The sequence below is a fragment of the Erwinia sp. AnSW2-5 genome (genome assembly GCF_045107195.1).
Lineage (GTDB): Bacteria > Pseudomonadota > Gammaproteobacteria > Enterobacterales > Enterobacteriaceae > Erwinia.
In genome coordinates, this window is the sequence record NZ_JBJGXA010000018.1 from 24,075 (window position 1) to 44,435 (window position 20,361).

Annotated in this window: 22 protein-coding genes and 1 tRNA gene; 13 read left to right on the forward strand and 10 right to left on the reverse strand. The window is 53.9% G+C overall.

Annotated features, from left to right (window positions below; all coding sequences use genetic code 11):
• The first annotated feature begins 7 nt into the window (after positions 1–7).
• The 4 genes from fliD to amyA all read left to right on the forward strand — a co-directional run bounded on the left by fliD (position 8) and on the right by amyA (position 3,828).
• Positions 8–1,417, forward strand: a complete 1,410-nt coding sequence (fliD, locus tag ACFL9S_RS14360) for a flagellar filament capping protein FliD (RefSeq protein ID WP_405262574.1) — start codon at positions 8–10, stop codon at positions 1,415–1,417.
• A gap of 16 nt (positions 1,418–1,433) precedes the next feature.
• The gene (gene fliS / locus ACFL9S_RS14365) at positions 1,434–1,832 is read left to right on the forward strand and encodes a flagellar export chaperone FliS (RefSeq protein ID WP_405262575.1); all 399 of its coding nucleotides are present in this window, start codon (positions 1,434–1,436) and stop codon (positions 1,830–1,832) included.
• A gap of 12 nt (positions 1,833–1,844) precedes the next feature.
• Entirely contained in the window at positions 1,845–2,210 is a 366-nt protein-coding gene (gene fliT, locus ACFL9S_RS14370; RefSeq protein WP_405262576.1) for a flagella biosynthesis regulatory protein FliT, read from the forward strand.
• Between the two features lie 139 nt (positions 2,211–2,349).
• Entirely contained in the window at positions 2,350–3,828 is a 1,479-nt protein-coding gene (gene amyA, locus ACFL9S_RS14375; protein ID WP_405262577.1) for an alpha-amylase, read from the forward strand.
• Positions 3,829–3,863: 35 nt separating this feature from the next.
• Here the strand turns inward: amyA and yedD are convergent, their stop codons facing one another.
• Positions 3,864–4,349: a lipoprotein YedD gene (yedD, locus tag ACFL9S_RS14380; RefSeq protein WP_405262578.1), complete on the reverse strand. Its 486-nt coding sequence runs from the start codon at positions 4,347–4,349 to the stop codon at positions 3,864–3,866.
• Between the two features lie 255 nt (positions 4,350–4,604).
• On the opposite strand from yedD, the gene ACFL9S_RS14385 reads away from it, so the two are divergent.
• The 3 genes from ACFL9S_RS14385 to ACFL9S_RS14395 all read left to right on the forward strand — a co-directional run bounded on the left by ACFL9S_RS14385 (position 4,605) and on the right by ACFL9S_RS14395 (position 7,913).
• Positions 4,605–6,170, forward strand: a complete 1,566-nt coding sequence (locus ACFL9S_RS14385) for a methyl-accepting chemotaxis protein (RefSeq protein WP_405262579.1) — start codon at positions 4,605–4,607, stop codon at positions 6,168–6,170.
• 14 nt (positions 6,171–6,184) lie between these two features.
• Entirely contained in the window at positions 6,185–7,489 is a 1,305-nt protein-coding gene (locus tag ACFL9S_RS14390; protein ID WP_405262580.1) for an ABC transporter substrate-binding protein, read from the forward strand.
• Positions 7,490–7,589: 100 nt separating this feature from the next.
• On the forward strand, positions 7,590–7,913 hold the full coding sequence (locus tag ACFL9S_RS14395; protein ID WP_405262581.1) for a DUF6388 family protein: 324 nt from the start codon (positions 7,590–7,592) through the stop codon (positions 7,911–7,913).
• Between the two features lie 64 nt (positions 7,914–7,977).
• On the opposite strand, the gene ACFL9S_RS14400 is transcribed toward ACFL9S_RS14395, so the two are convergent.
• The 4 genes from ACFL9S_RS14400 to ACFL9S_RS14415 form a co-directional block, all read right to left on the reverse strand.
• Positions 7,978–8,157, reverse strand: coding sequence for a YodC family protein (locus ACFL9S_RS14400; protein WP_405262582.1), 180 nt, complete (start codon positions 8,155–8,157; stop codon positions 7,978–7,980).
• 192 nt (positions 8,158–8,349) lie between these two features.
• Complete coding sequence (locus ACFL9S_RS14405; RefSeq protein WP_259151748.1) at positions 8,350–8,484, reverse strand: hypothetical protein; 135 nt, start codon at positions 8,482–8,484, stop codon at positions 8,350–8,352.
• A gap of 34 nt (positions 8,485–8,518) precedes the next feature.
• Entirely contained in the window at positions 8,519–9,430 is a 912-nt protein-coding gene (locus ACFL9S_RS14410; protein ID WP_405262583.1) for a DUF808 family protein, read from the reverse strand.
• 11 nt (positions 9,431–9,441) lie between these two features.
• The gene (locus ACFL9S_RS14415) at positions 9,442–9,717 is read right to left on the reverse strand and encodes a hypothetical protein (RefSeq protein WP_133841709.1); all 276 of its coding nucleotides are present in this window, start codon (positions 9,715–9,717) and stop codon (positions 9,442–9,444) included.
• A 166-nt stretch (positions 9,718–9,883) separates the two neighbouring features.
• Between ACFL9S_RS14415 and yedA the strand changes: the two genes are divergently transcribed.
• Entirely contained in the window at positions 9,884–10,801 is a 918-nt protein-coding gene (gene yedA, locus ACFL9S_RS14420) for a drug/metabolite exporter YedA (protein ID WP_405262584.1), read from the forward strand.
• Between the two features lie 51 nt (positions 10,802–10,852).
• Here the strand turns inward: yedA and ACFL9S_RS14425 are convergent, their stop codons facing one another.
• A complete protein-coding gene (locus tag ACFL9S_RS14425; RefSeq protein WP_405262585.1) occupies positions 10,853–11,323 on the reverse strand; it encodes a very short patch repair endonuclease in 471 nt (156 codons plus the stop codon).
• 72 nt (positions 11,324–11,395) lie between these two features.
• The gene (locus ACFL9S_RS14430; protein ID WP_405262586.1) at positions 11,396–12,805 is read right to left on the reverse strand and encodes a DNA cytosine methyltransferase; all 1,410 of its coding nucleotides are present in this window, start codon (positions 12,803–12,805) and stop codon (positions 11,396–11,398) included.
• Positions 12,806–13,101: 296 nt separating this feature from the next.
• Between ACFL9S_RS14430 and ACFL9S_RS14435 the strand changes: the two genes are divergently transcribed.
• Positions 13,102–14,703 (forward strand): methyl-accepting chemotaxis protein, encoded by a 1,602-nt coding sequence (locus tag ACFL9S_RS14435; protein ID WP_405262587.1) that lies wholly within the window; start codon positions 13,102–13,104, stop codon positions 14,701–14,703.
• A 49-nt stretch (positions 14,704–14,752) separates the two neighbouring features.
• Here the strand turns inward: ACFL9S_RS14435 and ACFL9S_RS14440 are convergent, their stop codons facing one another.
• Positions 14,753–15,001, reverse strand: coding sequence for a hypothetical protein (locus ACFL9S_RS14440; protein ID WP_405262588.1), 249 nt, complete (start codon positions 14,999–15,001; stop codon positions 14,753–14,755).
• Between the two features lie 63 nt (positions 15,002–15,064).
• A complete protein-coding gene (locus ACFL9S_RS14445) occupies positions 15,065–15,778 on the reverse strand; it encodes a phosphohydrolase (protein ID WP_405262589.1) in 714 nt (237 codons plus the stop codon).
• 603 nt (positions 15,779–16,381) lie between these two features.
• Here ACFL9S_RS14445 and ACFL9S_RS14450 point away from each other — a divergent pair.
• The 3 genes from ACFL9S_RS14450 to ACFL9S_RS14460 all read left to right on the forward strand — a co-directional run bounded on the left by ACFL9S_RS14450 (position 16,382) and on the right by ACFL9S_RS14460 (position 18,144).
• Entirely contained in the window at positions 16,382–17,038 is a 657-nt protein-coding gene (locus tag ACFL9S_RS14450) for a hypothetical protein (protein WP_405262590.1), read from the forward strand.
• 136 nt (positions 17,039–17,174) lie between these two features.
• A complete protein-coding gene (mtfA, locus tag ACFL9S_RS14455) occupies positions 17,175–17,969 on the forward strand; it encodes a DgsA anti-repressor MtfA (protein ID WP_405262591.1) in 795 nt (264 codons plus the stop codon).
• 99 nt (positions 17,970–18,068) lie between these two features.
• A tRNA-Asn gene (locus ACFL9S_RS14460) sits at positions 18,069–18,144 on the forward strand.
• A gap of 126 nt (positions 18,145–18,270) precedes the next feature.
• Here ACFL9S_RS14460 and ACFL9S_RS14465 read toward each other — a convergent pair.
• Entirely contained in the window at positions 18,271–18,729 is a 459-nt protein-coding gene (locus tag ACFL9S_RS14465; RefSeq protein WP_405262592.1) for a GNAT family N-acetyltransferase, read from the reverse strand.
• 106 nt (positions 18,730–18,835) lie between these two features.
• On the opposite strand from ACFL9S_RS14465, the gene ACFL9S_RS14470 reads away from it, so the two are divergent.
• A complete protein-coding gene (locus ACFL9S_RS14470) occupies positions 18,836–20,347 on the forward strand; it encodes a PLP-dependent aminotransferase family protein (RefSeq protein WP_405262593.1) in 1,512 nt (503 codons plus the stop codon).
• The last annotated feature ends 14 nt before the right edge of the window (positions 20,348–20,361 follow it).

Genomic DNA, 20,361 nt, shown 5'->3' on the forward strand with positions numbered 1-20,361 from the left:
AAACATCATGGCTAGTATCTCTACCCTCGGTATCGGCTCCGGCCTCGATTTAAGTACCATCCTGACCAGCATGCAGACGGCAGAGAAGGCAGCCTTAACGCCAATCTCTACTCAGCAGACGGCTTACACCGCCAAACTGAGCGCTTACAGCTCAATGAAGAGTGCGCTGACGACCTTTCAGACGGCCAATGACAAACTGAACAAAGCCGATCTGTTTAGCTCGACCAAAACCGTCAGCAGTTCCACCGCCTTTAGTGCGACCACCACCAGCGGCGCAGTCGCAGGTAAATACACGATCGCGGTTTCGCAGCTGGCAACGGCGCAAACCCTGACGACCAAGGTACAAACCAGTAACACCGCAGCACTCGCGACGGCGGACAGCACTATTTCGATCAAGCTGGCAGGAAGCGATAAAGCCGTTGATGTGACCGTCACGGCAGCCAACTCCTCGCTGACCGGCATTCGTGATGCGATCAATAAAGCGGATACCGGCATGACCGCCAGCATCATCAAAACCGGCGACGGCAGCTATCGTCTGTCTTTGTCTTCAGATGAAACCGGTGCGGATAATGCGGCGACCATCAGCGTGACCGGCGACAGCGCGGTGCAGGATCTGCTGACCTATGACGGCACCACAGGTGGCAATGTCACCCAGAGCGTGGCCGCACAGAATGCCAAGCTCACCGTGAACAACGTGGCGATTGAAAACAGCAGCAACACCATCAGCGATGCGCTGGAAGGGATCACGCTGAATCTGGCTGGCGAAACCACCGGCACTCAGACGCTGACCATCACCAAAGACACCACCAGCGCATCCAGCACCATTGCCGCCTGGGCCACCGCCTATAATGCCCTGCAGGACAGCCTTAACGCGCTGACCAAATATACTGCGGTTGATGCCGGTACGGCTGCACAGGACACCAGTAACGGTGCTCTGCTCGGTGACAGCACCCTGCGTTCAATTCAGACGCAGATGAAAAATATGCTGACCAACACGGCCAGCACCTCAACGTTTAAAACGCTGTCGCAGATTGGTATCACCACCGACCCAACCAACGGAAAACTGATCACCGATCAGACCAAACTGGATGCGGCGCTGGCGAAAGACCCGGACGGCATTAAAGCGATGTTCATTGGCGACGGTAAAACCACCGGGATTACCACTAAGTTTGCCACGAATCTGACCAGCTGGTTATCCAGCACCGGCGTGATCCAGGCAGCAACCAATGGCGTCAGCAAAACCCTGAACAATTTGACCGAGCAGTACAACAAGGTCAGCGATAATATCGATGCCACTATTGCTCGCTTAAAAACCCAGTTCACTGCGCTGGACGTGATGATGAGTAAGCTGAACACCACCAGTAGCTACCTGACGACGCAATTCGCGACGTCAACCAGCTCCAGCAGCAGTTCATAGCCCGTGAGGAGTCATAATGTATAGCGCAAGCGGTACCAAGGCCTATGCAAAAATCGGCGTGGAAAGCGCAGTGATGAGTGCCAGCAACGATCAGCTGATCACTCTCCTGTTCGACGGGGCACTCAGTGCCCTGGTTCGCGCACGGCTTTTTTTGCAGGACGGCAATATGGGCAAAAAAGGAGAGTCGCTCTCCAAAGCCATTAACATTATCGAAAACGGCCTGAAGCTGGGTTTGGATGAAACCAGTGAAGATGAATTAACGCAGAACCTGCTCGGACTGTACCGCTATATGGTACACCGCCTGCTGCGTGCGAATATCGATAACAATGCAGAAATAATTGAAGAAGTTGAAGCGCTGTTGCGCAATATCGCCGATGCCTGGAAAGAGGTTTCTGGCACAACCGCTCTGGTTTAGGACTCTGTATACATGAACATTGCCCCACATCTGCTCGCGATTTATCAGGAAATTTTGACTCACAGTCAGTCTATGCTGCGTCTGGCTGGCGAAGGACAGTGGGACGCACTGATTGATATGGAAGTTAACTACCTCAATGCTGTTGAAAAACTGGCGAAAGCCACGCAAAACGAACCGGTACCGACGCACACTCAGGAGCAACTACGCCCGATACTGCGTCATATCCTTGATAACGAAGCAGAGTTAAAGAAACTGCTGAAATATCGTCAGGATGAGATTTCCGGTTTGATACAGCAGGCCGGGCGTCAGAAATCGGTCAACAGTGCCTATACCAAAGTATCCGGCGTGGTGTTGTTTCCCTCTGGAGCCAACGGATAAACCAGACAGTTAATTCGCATGACCCATCACACATTCTCCTGTGGGCCAGAGTGGAATAAATAATTCCCTCCTGGCCCGCACTTTTTCTGCCGCTTCGCTCATACTTCATTTTCCCGTCTGGCGAAAATGGACCCACTACATGCGCAATCCTACGCTATTGCAGTTTTTTCACTGGTACTACCCCACAGGCGGCAAACTCTGGCCGGAAGCGGCAGAACGCGCGCAGTGGCTGGCAGAAATCGGCATCACTGACGTCTGGCTACCCCCGGTTTATAAAGGGGAATCCGGCGGTTATTCGGTTGGCTACGACAGCTACGATCTGTTTGACCTCGGCGAATTTGACCAGAAAGGCTCGCGTGCCACCAAATACGGTGACAAAGCGCAGCTGCTGGCCGCCGTTGACGCGCTGAAGTCACACGGCGTGGGCGTGATCCTGGATGTGGTGCTTAACCATAAAATGGGCGCTGACGAAAAAGAACAGGTGCAGGTTAACCGCGTGAATCCTGATAATCGCGATGAAATCGACCCGGACGTATTCACTGCTGAAGCCTGGACGCGCTTCACCTTCCCGGCGCGTGCCGGACAGTATTCGCAGTTCGTCTGGGACTATAAATGCTTCAGCGGCGTCGACCATATCGAAAACCCCGATGAAAACGGCGTGTTCAAAATCGTCAACGACTACACCGGCGAAGGCTGGAACGACCAGGTGGATGACGAGCTGGGCAATTTTGATTATCTGATGGGCGCCAATATCGATTTCCGCAACCACGCGGTGACCGAAGAGCTGAAATACTGGGCGCGCTGGGTGATGGATGAGGTGCATTGCAGCGGTTTTCGTCTGGATGCGGTGAAGCATATTCCCGCCTGGTTCTATAAAGAGTGGATTGAGCACGTTCAGGAAGTTGCAGAACAACCGCTGTTTATTGTGGCGGAATACTGGTCGCACGAAGTGGATAAGCTGCAACAGTATATCCACCAGGTTGACGGCAAAAGCCTGCTGTTTGATGCCCCGCTGCAAATGAACTTCCACAACGCCTCTAAACAGGGGGCAGATTACGACCTCAGCCAGATCTTTACCGACACACTGGTCGCGGCCGATCCCTGGCATGCGGTAACCCTTGTGGCCAACCATGACACACAGCCGTTGCAGGCGCTGGAAGCCCCGGTCGAACCCTGGTTCAAACCGCTGGCCTACGCGCTGATCCTGCTGCGTGAAAACGGTGTTCCGGTGCTGTTCTACCCCGATCTGTTTGGCGCTCACTATAAAGATGAAGGCGGCGACGGTGAGCAGTACGACATTGAGATCCCGGTGATCGCTGAACTGGAAACCCTGGTGCGTGCCCGCCAGCAGTACGCCCACGGAGAACAACGCGAGTGGTTTGATCACCCCAACTGCATTGCCTTTGCGCGCAGCGGTACGGAGGAGATGCCGGGCTGCGTGGTGATCATGTCTAACGGCGAGGCCGGTGAGAAAACGCTGGATTTAGGCGAGAACTACGCCGGGAAACGCTGGCACGATCTGCTGGGGCACATCAGTGAAGAGGTCGGGAGCGACGAACAGGGCAACGCGGTGTTTCGTTGCCCGGCGGGCAGCGTCAGCGTCTGGGTACTGAACTAAGGACGGTCGTGGCCAGAACGGCCACGACAACCTGATTACTTCGCGGTGTAGATCATCTTATTGTGTTTTTTTGGCTTCTCAGCAGGGCTGTTCGCAGGCTGCACGGCCTTCGCTTCCTGAGGTTTCGCCTGGTCGGCCAGCGCTTTCTGGCACTCCGCCGTGGGTTGCGACACTTTCTGCAAGATCAACTTATCGTAGTGCAGCTCGGTGCCTTCCAGCTCCAGCGGCATCACCCGCGCCGCGTTATTCACATTCACCCACTCGCCGTCAAAATGGGTCACTTTACCCGGCTTGGCAATCACGCGCTGCCACTGGCGGCAGTCCAGCGTGTCACCCTCAGCGGTGATGATCAGGCTGGCTTTGGCCTCCTTGCTGATCAGGCCTTTCTGCGGGCCAAAGGTTTGCCAGTTTCCGACCAGCGTCGCCGGAGGCGGCGTTTTCACCGCGCTGGCGTAATCCGTTAACTGCGCACAACCACTTAAGGTCACCACCGCTGCGGCGGCAACAATCCACTTTTTCATTTTTTTCATCCTGATCTTCTCAATTAGGCGATACGTTATAATTTTTCCCTGCCCCGCCGCAAGCCCGGCGCGCCCTGCCGCTGTGCTTTCTGATTTTTCATGGCTTTTCTGATAGTTACTTTGCAGGAAAATTAAACAAATTCTTAAAGTTTGCCTTATGTCCTGCCGATAGCAGTTTAAATGAGGGAACCCGCCGCACAGAGAACAACCACCCTCCCGGACTATTGCGTCGTCAATTCAGGGGAAATAACTGTTATGCGATTAACCATTCGCGCCCGCTTAATCGGGATCGTGGGCCTGCTGTGCATACTGCTGATTATCGCCGCAGTGTGGGGAATTATCGGGCTACGTGCTGCTGACCAGCGCGCTGCCGCCACCTACCAGACCGAATTACTCCCGTTACAAAGCTCTTCCCGCCTCTACCGCCTGGCTCAGCTGCAATCGGCCACGCTGTTTGAGGCGCTGCGTTACTGGACCGACGCCGGGGAAGTGGATAAACGTCTTGCCATCATCCAGCAGTATGCCAGCCAGATTGAACAGATCCTTATACAGTACCAGAGCCTGGCACAGATCCCCGGAACCGAAAACCTCAGTAAACAATTTGTCACAGACCTCACTCAGTGGCAGCAAGCGCTGAACGACGCAGGCGCCCTGCTGAAAACCGGCAATCCTTCTGCGGCACTGGTGATCATCGAAACCCGCCTGCGTACCGGCAGCCTCGCGCTGCAACAGGGCATTGACCAGCTTGATCGGTTGATGCGCGAACACGCCGAGCGTAACTACCAGCAAAGTGCGCACTCCTACGAACTGGCACGCAACAGCCTGATCGGCATTCTGACCGTGGGTCTGCTGCTGGCACTGATTGCCGGACTGATGCTGGTGCGTTCCATCACCCGTTCGGTGGGCAAAGCCCGCCGGCTGGCCGAAGCGATCGCCCGCGGCCAGCTTGACCACCATATTGAGCACTTCGCCCACGATGAACTGGGTGAATTGATGCGGGCGCTGGCCAGTATGGACCATCGCCTCTCCGGCATTGTGCGTGAAGTGGGCGACAGCGCCGTGGCCTTAAATGATGCCGCGCATCAGATGGCCGAAGGCAATCAGGATCTCTCCGGGCGCACCCATGCTCAGGCCAGTTCGCTGGAACAGACGGCCGCCAGCATGGAACAGATGACCGCCACCGTAAAACACAATGCGGATAATGCCGCACAGGCGAACGAACTGGCGATGACGGTGCGTGAACAGGCGCTGCGCGGTAGCAAAGTGCTGGATGATGCCGTCGGCGCGATGCGGGAAATCGAAAGTTCCAGCAAACAAATTGCCGACATTAACCGGGTGATCGATGAGATTGCCTTCCAGACCAACCTGCTGGCGCTGAATGCGGCAGTGGAAGCCGCCCGCGCGGGCGAAATGGGGCGTGGCTTTGCCGTCGTCGCGTCAGAGGTCCGCCAACTGGCCCAGCGTTCGGCACAGGCCGCCCAGCAGATTAAAACCCTGATCCAGACCAGCGTCAGTAAAGTCGATACCGGCAGCTCGCTGGTGATACGCTCTGGCGAAATGTTGCAGGAGATCAACGGTGGCGTGGCGCGCGTGGTGGAGATCGTCGGAGAAATCGCCGTTGCCAGTCGCCAGCAGTCCAGCGGCATTGAACAGGTCAACGTCGCGGTGATCCAGATGGACAGCGCCACCCAACAGAATGCCGCGCTGGTCCAGCAGGCCAGCAGCGCCAGTCAGACGGTGAATCAGCATGCCGAGTTGCTGGTTGAAAAAATGGCCTTCTTCCGTTTTCGCGGTGACCGCCCCCGTTCCCCTTCGCTGTAATATCAGGAGCGATTATGCGTAGCAAACTGACCGACGCCGCCCTGTTGCTGATACTGGCTGCGGGCGCTGCCCGGGCTGACACCACGCTGACCATTGCCACCATCGCCAATGGTGACATGACCATCATGCAGCAGCTTTCCGGCACCTTTGAGCAGGCGCACCCCGGCATTCACCTGCGCTGGCAGGTGATGGATGATGCGGAACTGCGTAAGCAGGTGCTGGCGGCGATGAACAGCGGCCAGCCGACCTTTGATGTGATTACCGTCGGTACCTATGAAGCGCCACTGTGGGGCAAACGCGGCTGGTTAACCCCGCTGGATGCCCTGCCTGCTGACTATCAGGTGGACGATCTGCTGAAACCGGTACGTAAAGCGCTCTCCTGGCAGGATAAGCTTTATGCCCTGCCGTTTTACGGCGAAAGCAGCATGACCTATTACCGCAAGGATCTGTTCGCTGCCCGTGGCCTGACGATGCCCGAGGAGATCAACTGGAGCGACATTAAACGCCTGGCGGCGAAGCTGACGGACAAAGCGAACGGCGTTTATGGCCTGTGCCTGCGCGGCCGCCCCGGCTGGGGTGATAACGTGGCGTTTGTCACTACTATGGCGAACGGCTACGGCGCGCAGTGGTTTGATCTCGACTGGAAGCCGACGCTGGACAGCCCGGAGTGGCGTGAAGTGCTCAGCGACTATGTGCAGATGGTGCATGACTACGGCCCGCCGGACAGCGCAGAGAACAGCTTTGGTCAGATCCTTAAGCTGTTTGCCGAAGGCAAGTGCGCCATGTGGGTCGACAGCACCGTGGCTGCCGGGCTGCTGATTAACCCGCAGATCTCACGCGTGGCCGACAAAATTGATTTTGCCCCGGCCCCCGGGGAACTGACGCGCAACGGCTCGAACTGGCTGTGGTCCTGGGCGCTGGCCGTCCCCGCCAGTGCGGCAAACAAAGCGGCCGCGCAGGAATTTATCAGCTGGGCGACCTCTCCCGCCTATATCCAGCAGGTCGCCCAGACGGTCGGCTGGGGTGCGGTGCCGCCAGGCAGTCGCTACTCCACCTACCAGCAGGCCAGCTACCAGCGCCTGGCTCCCTATGCAAAACGGGTGCAGGCCGCGATGGAAAGCGCCACGGTGGAACAGCCGACCCTCGGTCCGGTGCCTTATCAGGGCGTGCAGTACGTCAGCATTCCCGGCTTCGACCAGATGGGCAACGCCGTGGGTGAGAACATCGCTGCGCTGTTGCAGGGCAAGCTGACGCTGGACGAAACCCTGCAACGCAACCAGCAGGCCGTTACCGAGATTTACGCCAAAACCAATCCATAAACGGGTGCCGGGCAGCGCGTCTGCCCGGCTTTCCCCGATCCATCCGGCCGTGTACACTAATGCCAGTCAATTTCCCTGCATCAATCCGGGCATTATCGTTATGAAAACCGTTGAAGAATATTACGCCATCGCCAAAGATCTGTTTCTTGAGGCACACCCGACGCTGAAAGCCGGCATTGAAAATCTGACGGCAGAACAGGCCGCCACGCTCGGTATGACGGTGGAGCAGCTGCAATCTATGCAGAAAGATCGTGCCTATGCCGCGTATGTGCGCGAAAAGAAACTGGATGGTGTGCTGTTTGCCATTCAACTGGCTGAGCCGGATAAAGAGGTGATGGTGAACGCGATTGAAGCTTATCTGCACACCCACGCTGAAGCGCTGGGGATGAGCTGGGAAGAATTTTGTATTAAAAACGAGTTGTAATAACATCAACCTGTTTTCCGGGCCGATCCTCTTTTCCGATCGGCCCGGAAAACATCACCGAACGTTATCCCGCTAATCGTGCTGCGGACGACAATGACGACAGCTCTTCTTCGCGGAACGCCTCGCGCTGCACGCTAAAACCATCATACCAACGACACTCGACCATACCGCTGGCCATTCCCGTCACAATCATAGCCGGGCCACCATCCTTATGTTGCACTTCATCACTGACAATAAAGCTCATACAAAGTACCTCCCTATCTGCTTATCACTGGTTATCGAACGTCAGATAGTTATAGCATCTGAATATTATCCATGCTGTTAACGCCAGGTAAAACATTTGTTAAATTTCAATAAGCAGTTAAAAACACTAAATATAAAAAAAGCGTGTAGTTTTACTACACGCTTTTTATGTGAAACCTGTCGCATTTTGCGCTTAGATTTTGCAGCCTTCGCAGTCGGCTTCATCACCTAAGTCAGCCGGAACTTCGGCGGCTTTCTTCTGGGCATTGGCTTCTGCCTGCTCAAGTTGAGCATCAATATCAAATTCAAACATATCGTCGTTCATCATTAACCCCTGGATATTTACTGATTTCAGCCCGTCTTTATACTGATGACGGGCGCATTTTGGCAATCAAATTTACCGCGCACAGCACAATCGACCCCACAATAAAGCCGATGATCAGATTAGCCACATTGCTCAGCAGCATTGCCAGCAAACCATGTAAACCTGCACTAAAGCCCTCAATAAGATGATGCAGGAACGGCAGACCGTGCACGATAATCCCACCGCCGACCAGGAACATCGCCAGGGTGCCCACAACCGTGAGGATCTTCATCAGCAACGGCGCTGCCACCAGCAGCACGCCGCCAATCGCTTTCGCCGCCGCCGAGGACTTCTGCTGCAACCACAGGCCGAGATCGTCAATCTTCACGATACCCGCCACAATCCCGTACACGCCAATCGTGACCGCAATCGCCACGCCAGACAGGACAATCACCTGGTTCAGCAGCGGTGCTTCGGACACGATGCCCAGGGTAATGGCCACAATCTCTGCGGAGAGAATAAAGTCCGTGCGTACCGCTCCTTTGACTTTTTTCGCCTCAAACTCCGCCGGATTCTGCTCTGCCGCCTTCAGCAAACGCGCTTCGCGCGCTTCTGGTGTCTCCTGGCTTTTATCTTTATGCAGACTGTGCAGCACTTTCTCCACGCCTTCGAAGCAGAGCCAGGCCCCGCCCACCATCAGCAGCGGGGTGATTGCCCAGGGCGCAAATGCGCTGATCAACAGCGCCAGCGGCACCAGAATCAGTTTGTTAAGGAATGACCCTTTCGCCACGCTCCACACCACCGGCAGTTCACGGTTCGCTTTTACCCCGCTGACCTGCTGCGCATTCAGCGACAAATCGTCGCCCAATACGCCGGCGGTTTTCTTTGCCGCCACTTTGCCCATCACCGCGACGTCATCCAGCAGTGTGGCAATATCGTCCAGTAAGGTCAGTAAACTACTTCCGGCCAAAATCAGATTCCTTATTCATGTCCATCATGTTGACAACAGGGGCACAGCTCCATTTCGGTCACCGCCATATCGGCAATGCCATCACAGTCCCACTCAACGCGCACGGGCTGCCCCTGCGTTTCCGCATGGTGCAGATACTTACTCACCGGGCTTTCGGTCATCCCGCTGATCTCTTCCGTGGCAATCAGACGATCGCCCACGAAAATACGCGCCGTCGCCTGGGTGTTGACCATGCGTTCGCCGCTGAGTTTATACAGACGTCTTACCGTCAGTTTGACACTGGCCATGGCTCACCCCTGGCTGGCTGTATTAAAGAGGGAACAGATCTAAGCAATTATGGGCATGGAGTGCAAATTTTGTAAAAAAATTACGCCTGCCGGGGAAAATTAGTGGCAAAATCGGGTCCTTATAACATTTACATAACCTGATATAACTTTAGGAAGATACGACAACATGACGTTACGCCGTGCCCCCGCCCTGCTACCGCTGCTAGCTGCACTGTTTTCTCTCTATTTTATCTGGGGTTCCACCTACCTGGTGATCCGTATTGGCGTTGAAAGCTGGCCGCCGATGATGCTGGCCGGGCTGCGCTTCTTGCTTGCGGGCGTGGTGCTGTTGGCATTTCTCTTACTGCGAGGGGAAAAGTTGCCCTCCTGGCGTGAAGCCGGTAACGCCGCGATGGTCGGTGTGCTGCTGCTGGCGATGGGTAACGGAGCGGTCACCGTCGCGGAGCACCAGCATGTGCCTTCCGGGCTGGCTGCCGTAATGGTGGCGACCGTGCCGCTGTTTGCCATGTGCTTTAGCCGTATGTTTGGCATCACCACGCGCTGGATTGAGTGGCTGGGGATTGGCGTTGGTCTGGTGGGGATTATTTTACTCAACAGCGGCGGCCATCTGGCGGGTAATCCGTGGGGGGCGCTGATGATTCTGGGCGGATCGCTGACCTGGGCCTTTGGCTCGGTGTGGGGTTCACGTATTGCGCTGCCGCACGGCATGATGGCCGGGGCCGTCGAGATGCTGGCCGCAGGCGTCGTGTTACTGACCGCCAGCCAGCTAAGCGGTGAACATCTGGTACAGAAACCCTCACTGGCGGGCTTCTTCTCGCTGGGCTATCTCAGCCTGTTCGGTTCGGTGATTGCCATTAATGCCTATATGTTCCTGATCCGCAACGTCACACCCGCTATCGCCACCAGCTACGCCTATGTCAATCCGGTCGTTGCGGTGCTATTGGGCATCGCCTTTGCGGGTGAAAGCCTGTCAGGGCGTGAATGGCTGGCGCTGGGGATTATTGTGCTGGCCGTGGTGCTGGTGACGCTGGGTAAATACCTGTTCCCGGCAAAGCCGGTGGTTAAACCCTGCTCGCCCACCTGAGTAAACCCTACGCGTAGATACCGTCTTGCCAGATAACTGGCAAGACGGTATCTACGGCAAATTACGGATCCCTTGTTCATCGATCTCGCCGTTGCTTTCAGCGGCGCAAATCCACTCCTCCAGACGCGTGCGCAGCGCCTCTTCCTCCAGCCGTGTTTTGCCGCGTAGCGCGCACTCCCATACCAGCAGGACGCGCCAGCCGCTGGCGGTCAGCTCCTCGATATAACGTTTATCACGCGCCACGTTACTGTCTATTTTTCCCTGCCAGAACGCCGTGCGTGTCGCAGGCATCTTGAACAGATGACAGTGATGACGGTGCCAGAAACAGCCGTGAACAAAGATAATCGCCTGATAGTCAGTCAGTACAAAATCCGGGCGCCCCGGCAACGATTTATCCTGCACCCGATAACTCAGGCCCAGTTCAGCCAGCAGTTCTGCCAGCCGTTTTTCGATTGCCGTATCGCGGGTACGAATAGCGCGCATATTCTTACTGCGCACGTCGGAAGAGTGAACGTCGGCCATCTTGATATTCCTTTAACGAAGACCTTAAGTGTAGCTAAAAGCGGCCCTGCCGTGATGGCACCTGGTCAGATTTTACTGGCGCTGTTGTACCGCCTGCTGGATCCAGGGGCGCAATAATTTTGCCACCGCCGCGAAGGCAGGCACCACCACCGAGTTGCCAAACTGGCGATAGGCCTGGGTGTCCGATACCGGAATATGGAACGCCTCCTGGCCGGGCTGTTCAAAACCCATCAGTCGGGCGCATTCGCGCGGCGTCAGACGACGGGGTCGATTCTGCTGATTGTCGGCATTATCGAAGTCCTCCTCTCCCAGCGCTTTATCCCAGCCCCGATCGATAAGGATCTCCGAACCATCTTTGTAATATCGCGCCGACAACGTGCGTACCACGCCCTGCTCCAGCGCCGGGTCAACCAGTCCGTAACCGAAGCCGTTGCCTCGTGCCTGGTGCTTCTTCGCATACAGGTAAAGATACTTCCATAACGTTGGCGTCAGAATATATTTGGCATCAACGACCGGGTCGAGCAGTGCCTTAAGTGGCGTGCGCTGCGGCGGATAAAGCGCCGATAAAGCGCTCAGGCTGAAAGCAGGCAGCGCCAGATCGCGACGGAACCCCACCAGCACAATGCGTTCACGGTGCTGCGGCAGGAAATGCTTGCCGTCGATAATTTTCGGGTCCGGCGAACCGGTCACTGCCGCATCCGCCACGTCATAGCCCAGCTCGTCCAGCGTCGACATAATAATGCGGAAGGTATTGCCCTTATCGTGGCTTTTCAGGTTCTTGACATTTTCCAGTACGAAGATCGCCGGTTTTTTGGCCGTGATGATGCGTGCCACATCAAAGAACAGTGTGCCCTGCGCTTCGTCTTCAAATCCGTGTTTACGGCCCAGGGCATTTTTCTTCGACACACCCGCCAGCGAGAAAGGCTGGCAAGGGAAGCCCGCGAGCAGCACATCGTGGTCCGGCACCTGCTGGCGAATATGCTGATATGCCTGCTCTTCATCGACCTGTGCATCGCCACTCAGCGTGACATCGCGGATATCCTGGTTAAAACGGTGCTGCTGTTCATCGCAGTACCAGTTGGCTTTATAGGTGCGCACCGCATGTTTGTTCCACTCGCTGGTAAACACGCACTGGCCGCCAATCGCTTCAAAGCCGCTGCGGATGCCACCGATACCGGCAAACAGGTCAATAAAACGGAAGGCATAATCGGGATGGTGTGCCGGAGGCGCAGGTAACATACTGTGCAGCAGGCTGACTTCGGCTTCATTTAGCGTTTTACGGCTGTTGCCCTTCACCCAGCGATTCACTGATTCCCGCGTCCACTCCTGCTGACTCACCTTACGCAAGGTAGCCGCCACTGTTTTCTGATCATAAATTTCCAGCACCCGCAGCAGCAGCTCACGGTCCTGTTCTTCTTTATGTTGGGCATGCACTCGTGCCTGTTCGGCCAGTTCTGCGGCCACGCGGTCAAAATCGCTCATAATCACTCAGTTAACGGGGATAAACAGGTGTCAGTCTATCACTTCATTGACCCAGCGCCAGGCGCAAATTCACCGTGTCCTGAAAGCAGGGATCGATCAACACGGCCTCAGTCATACACCGTCGTTTATCATGAAAAATGTACTCACTTACGTTAATTAAAAGTAATAACCGCAGGAAAACAATAAGATAATTTGCCTTATCAGCGCAGGATCCTCTAATTCTTTTCTCCATGTTATCGCTGTAACACAACTGACATTAAACTCACTAATACTCCCTTTTATTTTAAGGGAAACTTATGTCACTGCTTACGATTTTACCCTTACGCGCCATGCTGCACCGCCCGCGTTTCTCCTTGTTAATGACCGGTTGGGTCTGGCTGCGCAGCCTGCGTGGTGGCTTCGTGCTGTTTCTGCTGATCTTCTCACTGTTGCAGTGTGCCAGCGTGCTGCTGCTGACCCGCCTGGTCTCCAGCACCGGAGACAACATTTCCGAGATCCATACGCTGTCTGGCCGCCAGGCATTGCTGGATAAAGCCCGTATGGAACTGCTCACCGCCAGCGACAATAGCCACCGTGCCGGCATCTATCTGATGCAGGATAACCAGACCGGCTCCGTCGACAGCTGGAAAAGCCTGGCCGAAACGGCTCAGGTCTCACTGGATAATGCCCGTAAGCTGTTTAATGAGTATCCGCTGGCGCAGGACAGCCCGCTGAAACAGAACTTCGATATGCTGGCCGACGGATTGCAGGAGCAGCTTAAAGGGCTGAACGCAAAAGATATCGATGCCTTTTTTATGGTGCCGATGCAGGCCTTTCAGCAGCAGTTTAATGACACCTACTATCAGGTGCTAACGCAGGCCAACCATCAGGCCGACGATCTCAACCTCGGGACGCTCTCATCGCTGACCACCAGCCGCAACCTTTCCCTGGGCATCTCTGCCCTGCTGGGCGGGTTGCTGTTACTGAGTGGCGGGTTATTGCTGATCGGGGTGATCCGGCCGATGGATCGGGTGTCGCGCTGGCTGGCACAGATTGCGACGGGCGATATCTCGCAGCAGGTACGTCAGAGCCGTTACCAGTCAACGGAGATCGGCCAACTGATGCAAAACGTGAACGGGATGCAGCAGGGTTTACAGCATATCGTTGGCGAAATTAACGCCATTTCCGGCGCCGTGCGCGGCAGCGCAGACCGGATGGCACAGCAGAATGATGAGTTCAGCGCCCATAATCAGCAACAGAGCAGCGCATTTGAGCACATCAGCGAGCGCCTGAACCGGGTGGCAGAGGAAGTGGGCCACAGCGTCACCTTCACCCATCATGCCACGCAGCAGGTGCAGGCCGCCGACGAACTGACCCGCCGCTGCGGCGCGGTAGTGACCGCTGTTGAATCACAGATGCGCCAGATTGTTGATGCTTCCGGTGAGATCGCCGGAATTGTCACTCTGCTGGATGGCATCTCGCTGCAAACGCGACTGGTGGCGCTGAATGCCGCTATCGAATCAGCCCATGCGGGTGTTTATGGCCGCAGCTTCTCGATTGTGGCAAAAGAGATCAGCCTGTTGTCGGAAAAGAGCAGCGCCTCGACCCGCATGATTGACGGACTGATCGGCTCCACCCATCACCATATTGAAGGCGGTTTTAGCCAGGTACAGACGCTGGACGAATTGTATCGGGAAATTACGCATGCCGTATCCGGCGTAGTGACGGTGTTGAGTGAGTTGCAGCACAATTCGGATGCGCAGAGTAAAAGGGTCAATGCGATCGCACAGGAGATTGGTCGCCTGAATCAGCAGGTCAAAGAGAGCGAGCAACTGACGCGCCGCAGTGCTGGCACAGCAGAAGCACTGGTGGAGCATGCCCAACGACTGTCGCACAGCGTCAGTCAGTTTGTCATGTAAGGCGGTTGAAAGCGTCTCTCAGGGCGAGAGACGCTGGATAAGACGGGGCTTACTTCTTCTTCTTCGACTTCTTCAGCAGTGCGCGAACTTGTTTCAGCTCCGCCTGGCTCAATTGTTCGGCCATCTCTTCTTCTGTATTGGTATTATCGACTGCATCGGGTGCCTGAGCAGAAAAACTCTTCACCAGATGCTGGGTGACCAGCTCACTAAGGGAAATCTCACTATCCAGAGCGAGTGTTTTAATAGTTTCCTTTAAGGCGGGATCGATCTTTATTGTTAAGCTAACTTTGTCGGTCATTGCCTGATTCTCCTAAGAATTGTCCCAACAACGTAACCTGTAAAGTACGATTTAACCATACTGTCATAAAAATTTAATATTTGAGGGCGTCGAATTAAATTCTTCCAGCACGGCTTGATCCAACGCGTAAAAATCCCCTTTCAGTTCAGCGCACAGCTTGGCCATATAGGTGACGAGGAAACTGGCATTAAATTCCGCCAGACGCCGCCCTTCTGCCGTTTGCATCGTTTCAGGTAATTTAAGTAATTTTTTCTGGAAATGGTCCAACGCCCATTCAGCATCATCCAGTGGGCGATCGCGCCCCAGCGGATCGCGACTGTCAAACAGGGAACGCCCTAATGCGCCGGAGACATAAAATACCCGCGCCAGACCAATAGCACCCAGTGATTCCAGACGATCGGCGTCCTGCACGATCTTGGCTTCAATGGTTTCAGCCGTCACGCCAGCACTGAAGCTGTGTGCGTGAACCGCGTGAGCCACGGCTTCAATTTTATCAGCGGGAAAATCCGTAAAGACCTGCTGTAACGCCCGGCGTGTCTCGTCAGCCGCCTGTGCAGAGGCCAGATGACGTTCAGGATGATTTTTCGGCAGGTTAACGATGTCATGAAAGTAACATCCGGCCAGCACCACCAGCTCGTCGGCCCCGGTGCCCACCATAATGCGCTGCGCAGACTGCCAGACGCGCGTCAGATGCGCCACATCATGCGCTTTATCACCATGTTGCCAGGTGTCGTGCAACCAGTGCTCAAAACGTAATTGCCAGTCAGTCAGAGTCATAGACTTCTCCTTAATTGTTTTAACTTGTTGAGATGTCGGTGGCGTTAACCCACTGCAACGGGTTGACCATTTCTGCTTAAAAATGCGATCCACATCAAACTTATAGCTGCTGTTATGCCGGGGTTACAGCATTTTTTCTATTTTCAGCCTTTTCTGGCTAATGTTTGCCTGGCTGTTTTTTGATCTAAATGATAAAAAAAGATTATGAAAGAATGCGGATAGCCCTCTCCCAAACAACAAAACAGGGGCGGCAGGCGCCTGCCCTTTCAATGATCTTGAGGGACAGGCGAACTCAATCACTGGGACGCAACGGCCGCCAAGCATTCGTCGCACTAACACATTGTAATATGGTAAAATGTCAATTTGAATACACCTTGACCTGTTCGCGATGATGTAGCAGGGCTCGCTAATCAGCTGCGTCCTGTCACCCGGTGAGTACGCAAATTTGCTGCACGTTTTTATTTTTATCAGTTTTCCTGATGTTTAATAAAATAAACACGCTGAATCGTTTTTTTGAGCTAATGTTAGGAATTATCTGTATTGTGTTTTTACTTTGCTTATGAACCAGGATCTGGTCAAGAAAGTCATACTAGAGGTTACACCATGAAAGAACGCCCGATTCTATTTAGCGATCAACGGGTGCGCGCCCTGCTCTCAGGCCAGCAAAAGCAGACAAGGCGCATCATGAAATCCCAGCTGTTTGGGCCAGGCCAGGACAACCATGAAGGTTGCTACGGCATTGATGTCCTGAGCAACAATCTGCAAGGTAACCGTGTACTGGGCATGGAAAACCTCAGCTATCATTGTCCTTACGGGCAACCGGACGACCGCCTGTGGGTGCGTGAAACCTGGCGCGGCCCTGTGGTTCCCGCAGAAGAGATGACGCAGTATCAGGCCTCTCCTGCCCAGTTTAAAAATATTGATTACTGCCAGTACCGTGCAGACTCCAGCATCTATACGTCTGAAGAAGAAGAGACGAATTTTGGCTGGCAGGCAGGGATTCATATGCCGCGCTGGGCCAGCCGTATCGACCTGATCATCACCGCCATCCGGGTCGAGCGCATCCAGGATATCAGTGACGATGACGTGATGGCCGAAGGTGTGCAGGTGGACTCTCACTTCCTTAATAACTTTTTCACCCTGCACAGCGAAGCCGTTTCCGCCAAAGACGCTTACCGCAAGCAGTGGGCCATTCAGTACGGCGGCACCAGCTGGGAAGTGAACCCCTGGGTCTGGGTCATCGAATTCGCGCGTATTTGATCGCCGCAAACCTCAGCAGCGCTGACTTTTTTCAGCGCTGCTTGCGTTTTGTCACAGACAATCTGCAATATAACTGATGGAATATTCCCCTTATTCAGCGGCGTTAACGCCATCATCAGGCAGGAGCGACAACAGCATGATCAAATGGCCGTGGAAAGGCGGTGATGACGCAGTAGAAAGTGGGCTGCCCTGGCAACAGGCGCTGGAGATCCCGCTGCTGACAACCTTAAGTACTGCCGAACAGCAGGCGCTCTGCCAGCTTGCCACCCGTTTTCTGCGCCAGAAACGCCTGGTACCTTTACAGGGTTTCGAACTGGACGATGTGAAAAGCTGCCGACTGGCACTGCTGTTTTGCCTGCCCGTCCTCAGCCTTGGCTACGACTGGCTCGACGGTTTTCATGAGGTGCTGATCTACCCTTCCCCATTTATGGTCGATGATGAGTGGCAGGATGAGTTCGGCCTGGTTCACCGTGAACAAATGGTTCACGCCGGGCAGAGCTGGCAGCAGGGTCCGATTGTCCTGAACTGGCTGGATGTGCAGGACTCGTTCGATCTTTCCGGCTATAACCTGGTGATCCATGAAGTCGCGCACAAACTTGATGCGCGCGGCAGCGATGAAGCCAACGGCGTTCCGGCCATTCCCCTGCGTGAAGTGGTGGGCTGGGAGCGCGATCTGCGCGCAGCGATGAATGCCATTCAGGATGAGATCGACCTGGTCGGGGAAAATGCCACCAGTATTGATGCTTACGCGGCCAGTGAACCGGCCGAATGTTTCGCGGTGCTGTCTGAGTATTTTTTCAGTGCGCCTGAGCTGCTGATCGCCCGTTTCCCGTTGCTGTACCAACGCTTTCGCCAGTTTTATCGCCAGGATCCCCACCAGCGCCTGGAGCAGCAGCAGTTACACCACAATGCGGGGGGAATTGTTCACTAATCGGTCGGGTTGATTCAAACGCAGCCAGTTGAAAGCTAGAATGTTTTTTGCTGTTGACAGTCAGAAGGCGTATCGCTACTATTCGCCTCGTTCCACAATTCCTCTGTAGTTCAGTCGGTAGAACGGCGGACTGTTAATCCGTATGTCACTGGTTCGAGTCCAGTCAGAGGAGCCATATTTGAGAAGCCCGCTCAGGGAAACCTGAGCGGGCTTTTTGCTTGTGCAACGGAAAGCATTATAAACCCTCTCCGCTGACAAATTGATATTCATGGCGGTTAATCAGCGACGATGTCAGTGAAAGTCACAGAGGTAATCGATATTCGATCACGCCGGGTTTCTCTGCAACCCAGTTATACAGTCTCTGCGCTGTGACGTTTTTTTCCTGCGTATGCCAGTATAACCGCCCACACTGGCGCTCCCTGGCTTGATGAGTCACATACTCAATCAGGTGTTTTCCGGTATTTTTACCCCGGCTATTTTCATCAACAAATAAGTCTTCTAAATAACAGTAATCATTTACAGACCATGTTGAACCATGAAAAACATAGTGAACAAACCCAAGAATCACTTGCCCCTGTTTTGCTACCGCACAATACATCTCTGAGTCTGCATCAAAAAAACGCCTCCATGTTTCAAGGGTCGTCTCTTCGGACAACTGAACCTCATAGAATTGCTGATACTTTAACCAGTAAGGCAACCATGCTGAGTAATCGTCTTCTTGTACGGGAACCACTGAGATTTTTACATTTTTATCATTCATATCAATCACCTTATGAGAAGGTCACACATTGGGAGATGAAAGAGTAGCGCTTGCAGTGGTATAATATAAGGCACAGTTTTTTAATTTTTTATGGGTCCACTTTCATATGAAAAAAAACGTTGCCAGCTTCCCAGGCTTGTTGCTGAAGGAAGGAAAAATTAAAGAGCAGTTTTACCTGACCATAAAAGAACTGATACTCAATGGTCAGCTGAAATCAGGCAGTAAACTCCCCTCCAGCAGAACATTTTCTGAAATGATGTCAATTTCGAGAAACTCTGTTTTATCGGGTTTAGAACGCCTGATTGATGAAGGCTATCTGATCGCAAAAAAAGGGTCCGGTACTTACGTTGCATCGTTAATCCCTGATGACGTAATTCATATAAAATCACTACCTCTTCATAAAAAAACCAATAATGGGAAGGATGCTCCCAACATTAATCCTCATATGACGGTCATGAAAAACATATGGGACATCACCGCCCCGCATGCCGGAAGTCATATGAAATTCAATATTGGCATCGGTTGCATCGATTTATTCCCCTATGAACTTTGGGGGCGGCTGATGGGGCGAATCTGGCGTCAGTTTCGCCACCAGGACTGGGCGCTGAATGAACCGTTAGGGTTTAAACCCTTGAGGTCGGCCATTAGTGAATATGTGCGCACTACGCGTGGTTTGAATTGCACGGATGAGCAGATACTGATTGTCAATGGAACACAACAAGCGATGAATCTTGCCGCTCAGGTGCTGTTACAAAAAGGAGATGAAGTGTGCCTGGATGAACCGGGATATGACGGTGCGCTGGGTGCATTTACGTCAATCGGTGCCAAAATCCGCCCCGTCATCAGTGATAAACAGGGCATGGATATTTCTTACGCCATCAAACACTGGCCGGATGCAAAAATGGTTTTCACTTCGCCATCTCATCAATTCCCCCTTGGCGGGACACTCAGTTTATCCAGAAGAATGTCTCTGCTGGAGTGGGCCGCTGAAAATAACATGTGGATTTTTGAGGATGATTATAACAGTGAATTCAGATATACCGCCCAGCCGATCCAGGCGCTTCAAGGGCTGGACAGACATCAGCGAGTTATCTATGCGGGTACGTTCTCTAAAATGATGTTTACGGGATTTCATCTAGGCTTCCTTGTCATTCCAGAAAACCTGGTGGAATCGTTTAAAATTGCCAAATATTATGCCGATACCCGAACCTCATTTTTAGAACAAACGATACTTGCCACCTTTATTTCTGAGGGGCATTACGCGCGTCACGTCCGGCGGGTGAGAAAAGCGTGCCACGAACGCCAGCGGGTGATCATTGAAGCGATACAACGCTATCTCCCGGAAATTATCTTCGCAGAGCCGTCGGATTCAGGCATTCATATTGTGTGTTGGCTATCGGATAAAATTTCGGAGGCGTTGATGATTGATCACTGCCGTAAAGCGGGGTTAGGCGCACAGCCCCTTTCACGATACTGCCAAACGAAGCCAGAAAAAGAGGCTATCCTGTTAGGTTTTGCCGCGCACTCCCCCACAGACATCGTGGAAGGGATAAAGGCACTGGCGCAAAGGCTGGCTCAATCACCTGCACTCCTTCATGGATGCGACCTGAAACAATAATAAATAAGGGATTT